The organism is Paenibacillus sp. WLX1005 (assembly GCF_046603685.1).
Classification (GTDB): Bacteria; Bacillota; Bacilli; order Paenibacillales; family Paenibacillaceae; genus Saccharibacillus.
In genome coordinates this window covers 1,223,968-1,241,632 of sequence record NZ_CP176756.1, presented here as the reverse complement: position 1 = coordinate 1,241,632, position 17,665 = coordinate 1,223,968, and the positions used below count along the sequence as shown (strand labels likewise).

Below are 17,665 nucleotides of genomic sequence, written 5' to 3'. Positions count from 1 at the left end.
AAGGAACACATCCATGACAAAGGACCGAAGCATTTTGACGGATTATGTTCGTCAGCACTGGTACTACTACCTGATGGCTGTCGCGCTGATCATCCTGTCCAATATCGCACAGGCATCATTACCACGCGTATTGGGACAGTTTACCGATGCGCTGCTGGCGGGCGGCATTCAGTACAATATGATCATTCGCTACAGCCTGATTTTGGCGCTAATCGGCATCGTGTACAATCTGCTGTTCGGCGCCGGGCAATTCTCGGTTATGCGGCTTGGACGCAAATTCGAGTTTGCGATGCGTCAAAGCCTGTTTCGCAAATTCGCTACACTGAGCGAGCATTACTTTTCTCGTCAAGGCACAGGCAAGCTGCTCAGTTCGATGACCAATGATGTGAACTCTGTGCGCGAATCCATTTCCAACGGAGTCACGATGACGACCAATGCGGTATTTCTTTTTTTATCGTGTGTAGTCATGATGCTGCTTAGCCATATTCCGCTCTATCTGATCGGAGTGAGTGTGCTGCCGATGATCGGGATTCCATTTCTGGTCGTATACTTCGGACCTCGGATTCGTACACGGTCAATGAGTGTACAGGAATCGCTTGCCGTCATGACCGATTCGGCAGAAGAGCAGCTACGCGGAATTCGTGTGACCAAAACATTTGCTATCGAATCGACTGCTAACCAGCGCTTCGGCAATACAGTAGATGATATTCGCGACAATCAATTGCATCTGGTGCGGATGTCGTCGCTGTTTCAGGCAGCGGTGCCTTTTCTGGGGGCATTATCACTAGTCATTTCGCTACTATATGGTGGTTATCTGGCGATTCGCGGTGAGATCACGATTGGGAATTTTATCGCGTTAACGTTGTATCTGCGCATCATGTCTGGACCACTACAGCAAATTGGGAACGTGATCAATATGATGCAGCGCTCCAGCGCTTCGCTTGACCGGGTAAATCGTTTGCTCGGTGAACAACCGGACATTCGCGATGATGAGCATGCCCAGCCGCTTGCTGCTTCACCCGATCTGGAGCTGAAAGGATTGACCTTCTCTTATCCGGGCAGCGACCGTCCCGCATTGTCAGATATTCATCTCAAAATCGCCAGCGGACAAACGGTAGGCATCGTCGGCAAAACAGGCAGCGGTAAAACAACGCTCGTGAAGCTGCTCCTGCGCATCTATGATCCACCCAAATGCACCGTCCTACTCGGCGGCACGGATGTACGCCGCATCTCGATCAAGAGCCTGCGCTCGCGCATCGCTTATGTGCCGCAGGATGGCTTTCTGTTCAGTACAACGATCCGCGACAATATCGCCTTCAGCGACCGTAGTATTTCGCTGGAAAAGGTAGAGAATCACGCGCGTCAGGCGATGATCTATGAACCGATTGTTCGTTTTCCCGACCGCTTCGATACGAAGCTGGGTGAACGTGGCATTACGTTATCCGGCGGACAACGCCAGCGTACCAGTCTGGCACGCGGACTTGCCAAAACCGGTCCGATTCTCATTCTCGACGACAGTATGAGCGCAGTGGATGCCGTAACGGAAACGGGCATCCTTGCCAATCTAGCACAGGAACGCAAGGCGCGCACCACGCTGATCATTTCCCACCGAATCAGCGCAGTCAAGCAGGCAGATCATATCGTCGTGCTGGATCAAGGAACAGTTGCCGAACAGGGCAGTCATAAGCAATTGCTGCAACAACGAGGAATCTACGCATCGATGTATCAATTGCAGGAGGAGGGGCTGTATGCCGAATAAATCATCTGCCGATTTAGGCAAATCCACATCGGATCAAGCGAAGCACTTGCCATCCGGCAACAAGCCGTTATCTCCGGATGGCAAACGATCATCTACGGCACATCACTCGTCCCCATCAGAACAACCGCAACGTTACGAGGCACTACGGTCGATTTTACGGTATGCTCGTCCGCATCGGCTGACCTTCGTCGGAATTATCTTCGCGACGATGCTCTCAATCTCTGCTGATCTATTGCAGCCTTATCTAGTCAGTATCGTGATTGATGATCATATCGCGGTAGGCAATAATGATCTGCGTTTTCTGATCGAAATGGCGCTGGTTTTCTTGGGGCTAGCGATTGTGAGTCTGATCTTTACGTATGTACAAAGTAATCTGCTGCAATATGCAGGTCAACACATCGTTGCCAGTATTCGTAAAGACCTGTTTGAACATATTTCCAAGCTATCGATGAGTTTTTTTGATCGCTCAAGCAGCGGTGGATTGGTGACTAACGTATCCAGCGATACAGAGACGATCAGCCAATTTTTCACTCAAGTGCTGCTCAGTCTGATTCGTGACGGTATGATGCTCGTATTTATCATTTACTTTATGTTCCGCTTGGATACGACGCTGGCATGGTATTCGATGCTGACGCTGCCCGTGATTGTGACGTTAGCGATTTTATTTCGCAAGCGGCTGCGCGAAGTGTATCAATATGCGCGCAGCCGCCTGTCTACACTGGTCGCGTTTACCGCTGAGAATCTGTCTGGTATGGGATTGATCCAGATTTTTCATCAGGAAAAAGAACAAACCCGCCGATTCACTGAATATAACAGTGACTACTGGCAGGCGAATGTGCGACAGCTCAAATCGAACGTGCTGTTCAACCGTACCTTCGATGTGCTTGGCAATATTGCGCTGGTGCTGATGGTATGGCTTGGCGGCGTTGCAGTGTTTAACAAGCAAATGGAGGTCGGTGTACTGTACGCATTTATCAGCTACATTCGCCAATTTTTCCAGCCGATTACACAGATTACGATGCAGTGGAATACATTTCAATCCACGATCGTATCGATGGAGCGCATCTGGCGTATTTTGCGTATAAAACCGGAGATCGCCGACGCACAAGGAGATCAACTGAAACCGCTTGATCCGAGTCAAGTCAAAGGCAAGGTTGACTTCAACCATATCACCTTCGGCTATGAAGCAAATCAGCCCGTCCTGCCGGAGCTGGATCTGCATATTCGTGCGGGTGAGATGATTGGTGTCGTCGGAACGACAGGTGCTGGTAAAAGTACGCTGATCTCTTTACTGAATCGATTTTACGATGTGTGGGACGGTTCGGTTACGATTGACGATATCGATCTGCGTCACATTCCACAGCAGCAGTTGCATCAGATCGTTGGATTGATTCAGCAGGAACCGTTCTTATTTTCAGGTTCGATTATCGACAATGTACGTCTGTTCCAGCCTGATATTACTCGTGAGCAGGTGATGGAAGCATGTAGCTTTGTCGGTGCGCATGAGATGATTGAGCGCCTGCCGCAGCAGTACGATACTCTGCTGTCCGAGCGGGGAAGCGGGTTGTCGGCTGGGGAACGTCAGCTCATCTCCTTTGCCCGGATCGTTGTGTTTCGTCCGAAGGTGCTGATTCTGGATGAAGCGACAGCTAATTTGGATTCGCATACAGAGCAGCTTGTACAGCAGGCACTGCAAACCGTTTCGCGTGGACGAACGACTATCGTTATCGCTCACCGACTGTCAACGATTATGCACGCGGACCGCATTCTTGTGATGGAATATGGTCGCATTGCGGAACAAGGTACACATGCTCGTCTGCTGGCGAACGGTGGCATCTATGCCGAGCTATATCGGCATGCGCGTCATAGCGATAGCACAGCCGCAGAAGCCTGAGTAAGCTCCTTTTTCTTTTACAGGTTTACTCTATATAATAAAGCCTGCCTTTCCGCAGCTCCCGTCCGTACAGTGAATGTACTGCACAGGCGAGCCGGAAAAGCAGGCTTTTTGAGTAGAAGATACTATCTTCCGGGGCATCTGGTTGCCGCCCCTCCTCTATACAATTTTTTACAATAGATAATAGATCGTTTATTTACGCAGTGTGCCTACCAGCGTTTTGTTCAAACCACCAACGAGTGCATCCAATACATTGGGATTGGTTGCTGCTTGTGTTGTTGTATTTGCGGCTGTAGTAGTGCTTGCTGGTGCAGTTGTTGTGGATTGGGGCAGCGTACTTGTCGTTGCTGATGGCTTATTAACTGTAGACGCGGCTGGCGTAGTGCTCACAGGTGTCGACGTCGCTACTGGTGTAGATGTTACTGGCGTTGCTGCTGTTACCGGGGTACTGGTAGCCGGCGTCGCTGTTACCGGAGTACTAGTAACTGGTGCTGTGACTGGTGTCGCTGTCGCCGTAGTATTGATGATTGGTGTCGTTGATGGTACTGCTGTCACTGGAGTACTGGTAGTCGGTGTCGCTGTTACCGGAGTGCTAGTGACCGGTGTCATTACGGGTGCAGATACAGCTGCCGGGATAGTGACTGGTGTCGGTGTTACTGGTGCTGGTGTTGTTACTTCTGGAGCAGGAGTAGCATTCGTTACAGGTGCAGTTTGAGAAGCAGCAGGGCTGTTTACGACCGATGCGACTGTGTCTGTCACTACATTAGGCAAAGTTACTGGGATCGCTACCGGAATCGGATTAGCTGGTGCTGGATTATTTCCAGTATTCGACGGGGTAGTACCGGATGTTGGTGCTGGTGTGTTGTCAGTTGTCGGCGTTGGTGTCGGATCTGACGGTGCCGGTGCGTTGGCTGCTCCTCCTGCTCCTGTATTGCTGGAAGTTGTGTCAGCGTTTACACTACCATCGCCAGCATGTGTTTCTGTTGATTGCGAACCGGTATTGAGATCCTCTGATTGTTGCGATGTTGGTGTCGGTTGATGATCTATCGATTCCTGTTCACTCACAGACTGCTTCGGTGCAACTGGCGGAGTGTATACAGGTTGCTCAGATGGAGTCGCTGGCTGAGCTTCTACGGAATGGGACTGTGATGCGTTGCCTGTGTTAACTGTTGTTCCTGCTGATGCCGACGTACCAGATGTTCCAGCAGATGCGCTAGCGGAGGTGCCGCCTGCTTGGACTGACGCATTGCCAGACAGACTACCAGCATTACCTGTATAGATAATCGATGTCGAAGCATTAACAGTTCCGGTCGTTTTCGTTCCGTTCATCTGCTCGGCGATCTGTTTGCCATAGGTCATTTCCACATATTTGTTATATGACTCTTTGCTCATTTCCAGTTTCAGTTGGTGCAGTTTGGACGAGATTGTCACCTGCTGCTCTGTACTATCCACCTGAAATCCTTTTTGTACTAGATTTTTGACAGTTGTATCAAAGTTATCTTTGGTGAGGGCGAGGTCCTGCTGCTCGCCAATTTGAAAATATCCCTGACCCGTCATCGTCTGTTTTAATTGTTGATGAACATGTTCCGTTTTCTTCTGTTGCTGTTCATACAATTTATCCAGATCTTTATCACGTTGTTCCTTATCCTGCAATTCTTGCTTGTACTGTTTGTTATCTTCGATCTTCTGCTCTGCCGGTGTTTGGCTGTCGGACGACGTATCCTGATCGGTTCCAGAACCAATATCTGTCGCAACGGACCTATCTTGCAGACGGCTTTGTAACCCTCCATACAGGCTATACATATTGGAAGAGGAAGTGTAGCTAGCTGTTGTCATATTCATGGAAGTGTGCTCCTCGCTTTGTAGATTGTTGATTCTGTACACGTCGACAGCAGTGGCAGAGAATTCATTTTATTTATAGGTTCAATATTTATGTCTTATACAATTAAGGAATATAATACCATATTTATTGGTAATAATTTACTATTTATATAGCTATACAGCAAGGTACTTTATTCCTAATAAAGGTATTTTTATCCAATTAATTAATAAACGCGTGTACTGGTTATTATGAGAATTATGTATTTTGGGGCTGACGAAGAACCGACATGAAGCAACAAAAAAGCCCTTTTCCATAATTAGGAAAAAGGCTGCATTGCATATGTGTGCACAATGTATAGGATGGTGAAGATTATTTTAAAATCCCGCCTGGAATCAAGCCAACGCCCGTTCCGCTTGTATTGCCTGTACTTCCCGTTGATCCACTGTCCGAGGACGTGCTGCTTCCTGTCCCTGTACTGCCTGACGATGTAGTATTGCCAGTGCTAGTACTATTACCGGATGACGTGCTAGCGCTACTAGTGCCACTGGATGGCGTTGTACTGCTGGACGATCCAGTTGTCGGCGTGGTGCTTCCTGTCGTTGTTCCACCACTGGATGAATCGCTAGTTGGTGTCGTGCTACTCGATGATCCAGTTGTCGGCGTTGCACTTCCTGTTGTCGTACCACCGCTGGATGAATCGCTAGTTGGTGTCGTGCTGCTCGATGATCCAGTTGTTGGCGTTGTGCTTCCTGTCGTCGTACCACCGCTGGATGAATCGCTAGTTGGTGTCGTGCTGCTTGATGATCCAGTTGTCGGCGCTGTACTTCCTGTCGTTGTGCCACCGCTGGATGCACCACTGGTTGGGGTCGTACTACTCGATGAGTCAGTAGTCGGCGTTGTGCTTCCTGTCGTTGTTCCACTGCTAGACGAATCGCTGGTTGGTGTCGTGCTACTGTCGCTCGCAACAGGTGTGTTGCTCGTCGTATCACTGGAAGGTGAATTGCCCTGACCGGTGTTGTCTGTGGATGGAGTCGTTGCCTCCGGTTGGGTAGATGTGGAAGTGTCCGATCCGCCGCTAGAGGATGACGGCGTTGTGGTCGATGTAGGTTCTGCTGGTGTTGGTGTCGGTTCGGTTGTCGTTGGCTGATTGTTTACCGGATTCGTCGCTGTGTCGGTATTTGCCGCATCGGACGAAGAGTGATTCCCGGTTGAGCCGCTGCCTGTTCCAATCGTTACACTGCCATTGGTTGGAGTCGTTGTACTTCCACTATCAGATGTTCCAGTGTTCGTTTCACCATTGCTGGTAGCCGCTGCCGCTTTGAGGTAAAGGGACTGCATGTACTGCTCGTACGAATCTTTGCTAATTTCCAGCTTCATCTGATGAATCTTGGAAGAGATCGTCAAACGTTCTTCGTCCGCACTCACTTGAAATCCACGGCTGACTAGATTTTTGATCGTATCTTCATAGTTGCTTTTGGTTACCGCCATCTGATTGTCCGTACCAAGCTTGCTATAGATCGTTTCGATCAATACATCATGAGCGGCTTTGCTGCTTGCCTGTTGTTCCTGCTGCTGCTTGTCGAACAAGGTGTCCAGATCTTTTTTGCGGACTTCTTTTGCCTTGTCTTCTTTTTTGTACTCTTCTTTGCGTTCGGTTTTCTGTTCCTCGGATAGCTTGTCCTGCTGTTTTTGATCCTGCATTTTCTGATCCTTCAGCTTTTGTTCCTTTGCTTTGTCCGCCACTACCTGTGGATCGTTGCTATCCTGTTCCTGTTTCGGAACATCGGTTGCCGTCGAATCGACACTGGTACTTTTGGCAGAATAGCTCTGCTGCAAGTTGCTGCTGCCGGATGCATAACCAGGGCTTGAACTGATATTCATTGGATATCTTCCTCTCTCTCAAAATGAACGGGTGCCCTGCTTCCGATCGTGCTGTATAAGTCCATGATTGAAGTGCAAGTGAATGAGATAAAAAGATGACGCAACTCACCACGTTTATAGTAAAAATGTACTATTTAAAATTAGACACATCAAGGGTATTAAGACCTATATAACTAAGTTGCTTTATATATTTTCAAATGCGCACTTGAACCCATACAAAAAGCCCGGATACCGCGTCGTTGACGGGATATCCGGGTCTTGGAATGCTGCAGTGTAGCTATTGAATTTTGCCTTAATGTGCAGAGTAGCGTGTAGCCTGCTGGTGCAGCCAATAACGAACCCGTTGCAACACATCCTGCATTTGCAGCGGCTTGCTCATATAGTCGGTTGCGCCTGCCTGAACACTCTTCTCACGATCTTCTTTCATCGCCTTCGCAGTCAGAACAATGATCGGCACTTCGCTGTAGCCGTACAGGTTTCGTACTGTTTTCATCGTTTCGTATCCATCCAGCTCCGGCATCATAATATCCATCAAAATAAGATCGATATCCTGATGCATATGCAGAATCTCCAGCGCATCGCGTCCATTTTGCGAAATCACGATATTCATACTATACCGCTCCAGCATACTGGTGAGTGCATAGACGTTGCGAATATCGTCGTCTACGATCAGAACTTTCTTGCCGCTTAGAATATCAGTGGCGGGAGATTGCGATTGTACAATGACTGCATCGTCCAGATTCAATCCAGCGTGTCCACTACCAGGTGGCTGTGTATGCTGATTCAACAGGGGACGATCGGGAGTCAGATACGAATCGAGTCGATCGGCGGAAGACAATGTACCTTCTTCCATAAACAACGTGCGATTCACAGGTAACGATTCAGCCATTTCGAACATCGCATGTTCCTCATTCGGATCAGTCATCATGCACGGAATATAGAAGGTAAAGATACTGCCTTCGTTCAACTTACTCTCCAGATGGATCGTACCGCCGAGCAGACTTGCCAGCTGCGAGGAAATTGACAATCCGAGTCCTGTGCCGCCGTATTTACGAGCGGTTGCGCCATCTGCTTGACGGAACGCTTCAAAGATCACATCGCGATTATCGGCAGAGATACCAATCCCCGTATCACTAACACTGAATGCGAGCATCGGCTGAGCATTCTCATAATCAGTGTTCTGGATGCGATTGATCTTCTCTACTTGTAAAGTAACGCCGCCTGTCTGCGTGAACTTGAACGCATTGGACAGCAGATTACGCAGTACCTGTTGAATACGCAGTTCATCAGAATAGATCAGATCCGGCACATTGGCGTCGATATCGACTTTGAAGAACAGATCGCGCAGCGCTGCGGTTTCGCGGAAACTACGCTCCATCTGCTCTACCATCGCTTGTACACTGATCGGGTTAATCTCCAGCTGCATTTTACCAGCTTCCACTTTGGACAGATCGAGAATATCGTTGATCAGATTCAGCAGATCCTTACCGGACGAGTGAATGATCGAAGCGTATTCCTGCTCTTTTGCCACCAGATTGCCAGAACCATTCTCCGCCAGAATCTGCGACAGAATGAGCATGCTGTTCAATGGAGTACGAAGCTCATGCGACATATTCGCCAGAAACTCGGATTTGTAGCGGGAGCTAACCTGCAATTGCTGGGCGTATTTGTCCAGCTCAATCGCTGTACTCTCCGCTGCCATCTTGCCTTGTTCTAAGCGTTCGTTAAGCATTTGCAGTTCTTCCGTCTGCATCTGCAATTCTTCCGTCTGTGCTTGCAGTTCTTCGGATTGAACTTGCAATTCCTCCGACTGTACTTGCAGCTCGTGATTCATCGACTGCGAATCACGATACAACTGCTCCACTTCCATACGAGTCATCACCAAATTCATCGTAACTGCAAAGATATCCAGCAATTGCTGGAACAGCTGCTTTTGCTGCTCGGTCAACGGCTGAAGCAGCGCGAATTCGACAACGGTAATGACTCTGCCTTCAAAAATAATCGGCGCCGCTACCATCGCTTGCAGCTCTGCTTGTCCGAGACCGGAGCTGACATTGCGTATATACTCTGCCGGAAGTGGATGCAGTTCCAGCATGCGACGCTCAGCAATACATTGACCGGTCAAACCGCGTCCTTGCTGAATCATCTCTGTTCCTAGCTCTGCCTCTTCGTTATCAGCGGCAAATGTCGCTGCCCGGTGCCATGTGCCATCGCTATGTTGCAAATAAGCGATCCCATACGGCGCGTGAAACCATTTGTTGCCTTTGGTTAGCAAAATTGATGCTAACGCATTCGCATCAGATGCTTCCTGAAAACGAGTAGCTGCCTGAGCGATCTGATCCTTGACCCAGTTCTCGTACTGCACATGATCCAGCAGTTCATTGGCAGCTTCCGCTAGTTCACCGACCTCGTCACGGCTCTGAATCTCGATCCGTGTCTTGAGATTGCCACCAGTCGCAATCCCTCTTACCGTATCGCGCACATCATTGATCGTGCGCACGATCTGCCGGGAAATGAATACCGCTGTCAAAATCGACACTAGACCGAGCAGCACCCACACAGCGATCATCATCGCCAGCAATCGTTCATTGCTTGCCGATGTTGCTTCAATACGCGCTGTGGTCAATGCCTTTTCACTCGTACGGAATGCGTCCAATTCTGTGCGTAACTGGTCAATCTGCTGCTTGCCCGGATCGCTAGCAAAAAAGCGTGTAACACCCGCTTCGTCGCCATCGCGCTTCATCTGAATAACGGGCGTGCCCGCATCATTGATCCAGCTTTGAATGCCTGTCTTGATCGTCTCCAGATTGCTCTGCTGTAACGCATTGCCTGCAATGAGGGACAATAACTCGTTATAATCCGATTCCCACTGGGTCGCGGCATCGTTATAAGGCACTAGATAACTTTCTTCTCCGGTCAGGGCGAAGCCTCGCTGCCCGGTTTCCATATCCAGCACATGCTTTTCCAGTGCATTGGTCAGGTTATGGACTTCAAGGTCATGATCATTAATATATCGGCTTTCTTCTTCCAGCTGGTTCACACGGCTTGACATCATTGTCAGCACGACGCCCAGACAGATAATAATCACGATATAACCCGCCACAATTTTAGTGCGTATACTCCATTTTGCACCATTTGGCACTTAAAGCCCTCCAGTATATAGTTAAATGGCCAATATGTTCGATAATATAGACCGAAAATCAATTATTTTGGCTACCCAACTATTTTACTTCAAATTATTGTGTTTGCAAACGATCAGAATGTAAAATTCGCTGAAAATATTAATAAATTTTCGATCGTAATTCCAGCTTGGATCGGTATTGCTGTGGGGTGATGCCTTCCAGCTCACGAAATACTTTGGAAAAGTGTCGACTGCTCTCGAATCCAACCTGTCGGCTGACTTCACTCAGCCGCAATTCCGACTCATGCAGCAGCGGTTTGGCACGCGCAATACGCAACTTTTTCAAATACAACACAAAGTTCTCACCAGTGTACGCTTTGAACGCTTCGCTAAAGTACGAATAGTTGAGCGACACATGATTGCTAACCATCGCCATATTGAGCGGACGATCATAATGTTGCTGCATGTATTCGACCGCTTCGCGCAGTCGGTGATGCTCGCTATGCACGAATCGCAGCTGACCGATATACTCGTCCAGACAGAGCAATAAGCGTTCCAGATCACGGTAATAATCGTGAAAATAACGATAATGCTCCAGACTGCACACTCGGCGATACAATCGCAGCACTTCCAGCGATGCTTCGCCAAAATGCCGAAAGACTTCATCCAGAATATGCTCGTTCACCAGCAATACAGTACGCCGTACAACGTCGATATTCATATGATGCAGCTCCGACAAGCGAAACAGTCGGTGCAGTCGACGGTTCATCTCCTCCACATCGCCAGTGCCAAGCAGATTGCCAAGCTGGCGAATCTCTTCCTCCGACACCGATGAGGACGCTACATACTCCTGCTCTGGCTGATAATGCAGCAGATACACACCCGGACAGAAAAATCCGTATCCCAGCGCTCTGCAAGCTTCGGTATACGCAAGCGGCAAGCGCGCAATCCCTTCGCCTGCCAGACTCATGCCCACCCACAAGCCGGATACATCACGCCGTCCTGCCGCCTGCGCTAGCTCCTGCAACCGTGGCAATTGCTGATCATGCACAATCCAGACACGCCTACCCTCGCGATCCAGTAATTGCGTATCCGCAATGGCAGATGTACCGTAGCCTTCTCCTGCATCCAGCTGACGCAACAGCATATCCAATTCCTGTACCGGAACGGGATGCCCATCCGCTGTAACACATTGCCAAATGCAGATCACATAAGGGTGCGGCAAATCCGGCAAATCGCCGTCCATACGCATGTTATCGGCATCCTGCCCGTTGCTGTCCAGCAAGCGAGATAGTTGTTCCTCCTGCCAGCGCGTTCGATATTGCTGCGCATCCGCTAGCTTACGCGCCCGTTCATCGCGCTGGTGCAATTCCACTTCCAGCCGCTCCAGTGCTTGAAACAGATCCTCACGCCGAATCGGCTTTAACAGATATTCGCGCACCTGATAACGAATCGCCGCCTTCGCATATTCAAAATCATCATGCCCACTCAGCACGATCACTTCCGGCTGTACCGACAACTCTGCCATACCCCGCAATTCATCCAGCATACCGATACCATCGAGCACCGGCATACGAATATCGGTAATGATCAGATCGGCAGCCAGCTGCATGATCGCTTCGAGTCCTTCGCGTCCATGACGCACGCTACGAATCACATAACGCCCCGGAAATTGCCGCTCGATCATCACCTGTAAGCCATGCCGAATATTCTTCTCATCATCCACGATCAGTAGTTGTCTCATGCCGAATGTCTCCTCCTGCCAGTATAATTTTGGGTATACGCAATCTGACTTCAGTACCAGCACCCTCCACACTGCGCACCTGCAAGCCGTACGGTTCACCGAAAAATAGTGAAATACGCTGCTGCACATTCAGCAGTCCAACACCCTGATGTATAGATACAGATGAGGAGGAATCGGTCTGTGAGGCTAGCTCAGACGGTTCAGTATGCCCATCATATTGCAGTAATCTGGCATTGAGTTGTTGCAATGCAGTAGCGCTCATCCCCTGACCGTTATCACATATACGGATAAGGACATGAGAAGGCTTCGCTTCCTCTATGCTATCGTCCATGCCCTGTACTCTTCTATTGGTTCCGGGTAGCGTGACATCTGTATCTTCTATATGATCCTCGTCTTCTACAGAAATGGTTAGCAGGCGCTCTCTACTCATCTCCTCGTCCCAGCCGTGTTTGAAAGCATTTTCTACAATGGGTTGCAACGACATTTTGAGCAGTTCCAGTTCGTTGTACAAAGGCGCTACCTGCACATCCAGTATAACCGGCTCGTCGAAGCGGATATTCATTACGTCGATATAATTGCGAATATGGCGCAGCTCCTGTTCCAGCGTGACGTATTCGCCCGCCCACTTGAAGTTATAACGCATCATCCCGCCAAGCGAAGTGAGCGCGTCGGAGATCTGACGCTGATCTTGAATTTCGGCGAGCATTTTGATATTTTCTAGCGTGTTGTATAGAAAATGCGCATCAATCTGGCTGTACAGCGTTCGCAGTTCCGCTTCCTTCATCAGCGCCTGCTTGCGTACTGCCTGCGCAATCAATTCGTTGATCGTGCTACTCATCCGGTTAAAATGGTACGCTAGCTCGCCAATCTCCCCACCGCCGTCCACTTGAACGACAGGGGGAAACTCTCCCCGGCGCATCTGCTGCATCGCCTGGGTCAGCTTGCGCAGATTTTTGAGAATTAATGCATTCGCCACATACGTAATCAGCGAGACGAGCAAGATAAAAGCAACCGTCGCCATAATGATCAGATTCCGTGCGCGACCAGTATCCTGAAGCATCGTTTCCAGCGAAGTGACCTGTACGAGTCGTGCACCGAGTCGTTCCACCGGGATGCTGGTCAGCAGATACGATTGCCCATCCTCTCTGTATTGCGCTGATGTTGGCAGCAAGGACTGAGCATTATCACCTGTATATGGCGATGATGATTGCCCTGATAATAAGGAACGTTCCTTGTCATCGTTGTACGCTGCCTGCTCTGATGATAAATCATCACTGTCTTTCTGGTCTGACAATGACCAGCCTGTTGTCTCAACAGCATCACCTGCTGGATCGTTCAGCAAACGATGTGCCAGCCGCGTATACAGTGTATCTTGCTCATCCGCCGACACATGTCCACCACCAGCATCGAGTAACAGCATCCGCGTGCTATCCTCCTGACTTTTGCCAAAGGTGAGCGGTGCCAGATCGGACAGACGCATATCGACCTGAATGATGCCCGCATGATGACCACGCGGCAATTCCAATTCGCGTAGCAGTGACAGCTTGGGCGGATCAGGTTCCAGCGCACGGCGCGTATCCACCTCATCCAGTGACAGATCACTACGCTGCATATACCATGCTTCCCGATCTCCTAAACCTCTCACCATGCTATACCATGGCGCCTCCGCTGTACGCTGTTCATGTAGAATAATCGGCCAAATTTCATACGTATTCGGACTGTCGCTATACAATCGCAAATGCAGAATCGACGGATTGTTAATCTGAATCTGGGCAAGCCGCGCATATGAATTCGTATTGAATTCCAGCAGTTCTGCCGTCGGTGTATCCTGATCCTCGGTCAAATAGGGAACAACCGCTTTGTCCGACAACGCCAGCTGTGCGGCACGTTCCATCGTTTCGATCTGTGTAAGAATGGTCTGCTTTTCATTTTGTAGAGTATCCATACTTTTGAGCCGGGTATCCTGAATATACGTCGTATTAATCTGCTGATACGAATAATAGGAAATGGCAGCAGTCGGCAGCAAAATCACGACGATGTACGCAACAATGAGTCGACTTTGCAGCGATACACCATTCAGACGTGTGAACAACATCTGTACTCTCTCCCGCAATGCTTTCAAATGCATCGCTTCCCCCTTTTAAATATAAGCGCTTACATTATTACTCCCATTGTAACCTAATATTGTAATTATTTTTTAAGAAAGAGTAAATAGTTGTTGATTGTTGTGATAGTACTCCATAATGTAATCGCGAAAATCAGTAACTACGGGCGGCAATACTTTCTCTTTCATCCAGAACAGATGGACCGAATACGTAGGCGATCCCCCAGCAATACGGATGTAATGCAGATTCAATTGCTTGCAGACGGATACTGGCAACAGCGATATCCCCTGATTCATCTGAATAATCTCGGTCAGCAAATACGAATCCACCTCAAACATGTTATTCGGCACAAAGCCAGACTGGGCGCACAGCTCCCTAATAAATTCACTGTATTCCCGATTATCCGCCAGCGAAATAAACGGCTCCTGCGCTACTTCTACTAGCGGAAGCTCTGTTCGCTGCGCATACCGATGATTGAGCGGTAACACCAGCACAATATCCTCGTCGACTAGCAGATAGCTCTCAATCTCCTCATCTGCGGTGACATGACCAGCGATGCCCAGATCAATATCACCCTTTTTGAGACATGAGATGATCTCATCCTTCATGCGGATGCCCTGATGCACTTTGGCATTCGGATCATTGTGCATATACCCAGTGATGATGCGAGACAAGAAACGCGGGTTGGAAATCGAGATATTGATCGTATGAGATGCACGTTCATGTTGGGACTGAATTTCCAGCCGGGCGTTGTCCAGCTCCATAAACATCCGATTGACATGCTTGAGCAAAATTGTACCGGATTCGCTCAATTGGATATTGCGTCCTTTGCGTATAAATAGATTCGTACCTAGCTCATCCTCTAGCCGTTTGATCGTCAGACTGAGCGACGGCTGAGTGATATGCAGCTGCTGTGCCGCTCGCGACATATGCTCCGTATAAGCAACCGTCTGAAAGTATTGCAGTTGCAGCAATTCCATCTGTAATTCCACCCCATTCATTTACTGTGATCAATGTATTTATACTTTATTATGTATTAGAACATATGTAAATAAAGACGTAAAATATACCTATATTATATTTCGTCGAAAGGAAGAGATGTCCTATGAATATCGATGTGAATCAGATTGCCAAAAACTTCAACACCCCGCTGACTGCACCTGCTTATCCATTTCCGCCTTACAAATTCGTAAATCGCGAATATCTCAATATCGTATATCGCACAGATATAGACGCATTGCGTGCTGCGGTGCCGGAGCCGCTGGAAATTACCGATCCACTCGTCAAATTTGAAGTAATGTGGATGCCGGACGTGTCGGGGTTGGGCGCTTATACCGAAGCCGGGCAGGTCATTCCTGTGCAATTCAACGGCGAAGCAGGCGATTATGTGCATTCTATGTACGTAGACAACTTTCCCGCGATTGCCAGTGGACGCGAGCTGACTGCCTATCCGAAAAAGCTCGGCGCACCGAAGCTGTATGTCGATTCCGATACACTCGTTGGCACGTTAGATTACGGCAGTCTGCGCGTAGCTACCGCAACGATGGGCTACAAGCATGTACCGATGGACGTCGAACAAGCCAAACAAGACATCTGCCGTCCAACCTTTATGGTCAAACTGGCAACCGATTATACCGGTCAATTGCGCATCTGCGATCTGGTACGCACACAGATTACGGATATTGATGTGAAATGGGCATGGTCAGGTCCCGCGCGACTGCAACTGTTTGAACATGCACTCGCACCACTCGCTGATCTGCCGGTACGTGAGATCGTCTCGGCTTCGCATATTTTGACAGATCTAACGCTGAATGCGGCGCATCCGGTATATAACTATTTGGAGCAATCTTAAGCGAAGGAACAAGAATCAAGGAGGAAGTAACGATGAGAATTGCTATTCTGGGCGCAGGCTCACTCGGAACGATTGTTGGCGCATATCTTAGCGCTGGCGGCATGAATGTCGAGTTAATCGATACGTATGAAGATCATGTACATGCCCTCAATGAACAAGGAGCAACCGTGACTGGTACAACGGAATTTGTATCCAGCGTCAAAGCGATCACCCCACAGCAAAAGTCCGGTATCTACGATCTGGTGCTGCTGCTGACCAAGCAACTATATAACGATGCTGTGCTGCGCGATCTGCTGCCATTTCTGAATGATACCAGCGTCGTCTGTTCACTGCAAAATGGCATACCGGAGCAGCATGTAGCTGAACTGGTCGGTGCGCAGCGCGTCATTGCCGGTTCCGTTGAATTTGGCGCTACGTTTATGAAGCCGGGTATCTCTCGACTCACTACCGAATATACACAGTTCAAAGCGTATGCTTTTCAAATTGGCGAATTGAATGGGGAAATGACCTCACGGATTCGTGAGATTCAATCGGTGCTGGAGCTGGTCGGCGGTACGCATATTTCCGACAATCTGGTCGGAACCAAATGGTCGAAACTGCTGATCAATAACGCATTCAGCGGATTATCAGCAGCGCTAAACGGCGAATACGGTAATATTCTGGATAACGAAATTGGCATCGCCAGTGCCGCTCATATCGCTGATGAGACGATCAAGGTTGGACATGCGAACGGTGTCCAGTTTGCCACCATGGGCGGGTTCGATATCGCTTCGCTGGAGTTGCAGCAGGACAGCGATCTGCCTGCACGCATCATGACGTTGCGCCAAGTGATGGCACCATCCCGGCTGCTAAAAGCAAGCATGCTGCAAGATCTGGAAAAGCAGCGCAAAACGGAGATCGGATACATCAACGGCGTTGTACCGGAATTGGCAAAGGGCAAAGGTATCGCGACCCCATTTAACGATCTCGTCGTACAGTTAGTGCAAGCCGCCGAAGCGACAGGCAGTGTACCGGATTTTGATACTAACATCAAACCATTCGAGCAGCTGGTCAACGTGTACAGCACGCGGTAATGATGCAACATACAGAGAGTGCTATACCAAAGTACGCTGTATGCAGCCAAAGTGGATATTGTCCTAGTATGACTGATCATATTTCTTGAATATAGTATCAGCTTGAAGATGATATTAGGCAGAGATAATATGGGCTACCAAGTACGATAGTGTGATGAAGATTCCATCGGTGCACTGCAATCGCAATGTATAGGCTTAATGACCCTAACCGTTGAATATTCAGGCAATGTCGGCGAGGTATCCATGTGATGACAGTGAATATGCTGGAGCAGCTGTCCATCGCTCTGCTTTCTATAATAAAAACCGCGCAGTATCATGTTTCTGTAACATGATGCCGCGCGGTTTTCTTTTGCGTTGATGCGTTTGTTGGAACTTCTTCAATAGATTGGATGACTCCCTAATCTCAATATATCC

At 48.9% G+C, this 17,665-nt stretch carries 10 protein-coding genes; 4 read left to right on the top strand and 6 right to left on the bottom strand.

From position 1 onward, the window contains the following. Positions 1–13 precede the first annotated feature (13 nt). Positions 14–1,759 (top strand): ABC transporter ATP-binding protein, encoded by a 1,746-nt coding sequence (locus ACE3MZ_RS05410; RefSeq protein ID WP_411345454.1) that lies wholly within the window; start codon positions 14–16, stop codon positions 1,757–1,759. Then, the gene (locus ACE3MZ_RS05405) at positions 1,749–3,653 is read left to right on the top strand and encodes an ABC transporter ATP-binding protein (protein WP_411345453.1); all 1,905 of its coding nucleotides are present in this window, start codon (positions 1,749–1,751) and stop codon (positions 3,651–3,653) included. Before ACE3MZ_RS05410 ends, ACE3MZ_RS05405 begins: the two co-directional genes overlap by 11 nt. Positions 3,654–3,845: 192 nt before the next feature. Here ACE3MZ_RS05405 and ACE3MZ_RS05400 read toward each other — a convergent pair whose 3' ends face one another. From ACE3MZ_RS05400 to ACE3MZ_RS05375, 6 genes are all read right to left on the bottom strand, one after another. Continuing rightward, positions 3,846–5,495 (bottom strand): hypothetical protein, encoded by a 1,650-nt coding sequence (locus ACE3MZ_RS05400; RefSeq protein WP_411345452.1) that lies wholly within the window; start codon positions 5,493–5,495, stop codon positions 3,846–3,848. Between the two features lie 349 nt (positions 5,496–5,844). Then, positions 5,845–7,356, bottom strand: a complete 1,512-nt coding sequence (locus ACE3MZ_RS05395) for a hypothetical protein (protein ID WP_411345451.1) — start codon at positions 7,354–7,356, stop codon at positions 5,845–5,847. 292 nt (positions 7,357–7,648) lie between these two features. After that, entirely contained in the window at positions 7,649–10,498 is a 2,850-nt protein-coding gene (locus ACE3MZ_RS05390; protein ID WP_411345450.1) for a CHASE3 domain-containing protein, read from the bottom strand. A 139-nt stretch (positions 10,499–10,637) separates the two neighbouring features. Next, on the bottom strand, positions 10,638–12,221 hold the full coding sequence (locus tag ACE3MZ_RS05385; RefSeq protein ID WP_411345449.1) for a response regulator: 1,584 nt from the start codon (positions 12,219–12,221) through the stop codon (positions 10,638–10,640). After that, entirely contained in the window at positions 12,196–14,349 is a 2,154-nt protein-coding gene (locus ACE3MZ_RS05380) for a sensor histidine kinase (protein WP_411345448.1), read from the bottom strand. Before ACE3MZ_RS05380 ends, ACE3MZ_RS05385 begins: the two co-directional genes overlap by 26 nt. A 69-nt stretch (positions 14,350–14,418) precedes the next feature. After that, positions 14,419–15,306, bottom strand: coding sequence for a LysR family transcriptional regulator (locus ACE3MZ_RS05375; RefSeq protein ID WP_411345447.1), 888 nt, complete (start codon positions 15,304–15,306; stop codon positions 14,419–14,421). 125 nt (positions 15,307–15,431) lie between these two features. Here ACE3MZ_RS05375 and ACE3MZ_RS05370 point away from each other — a divergent pair, with 125 nt between their 5' ends. Next, complete coding sequence (locus ACE3MZ_RS05370; protein ID WP_411345446.1) at positions 15,432–16,178, top strand: acetoacetate decarboxylase; 747 nt, start codon at positions 15,432–15,434, stop codon at positions 16,176–16,178. A 32-nt stretch (positions 16,179–16,210) separates the two neighbouring features. Next, positions 16,211–17,251: a ketopantoate reductase family protein gene (locus ACE3MZ_RS05365; protein WP_411345445.1), complete on the top strand. Its 1,041-nt coding sequence runs from the start codon at positions 16,211–16,213 to the stop codon at positions 17,249–17,251. Positions 17,252–17,665: the final 414 nt, after the last annotated feature.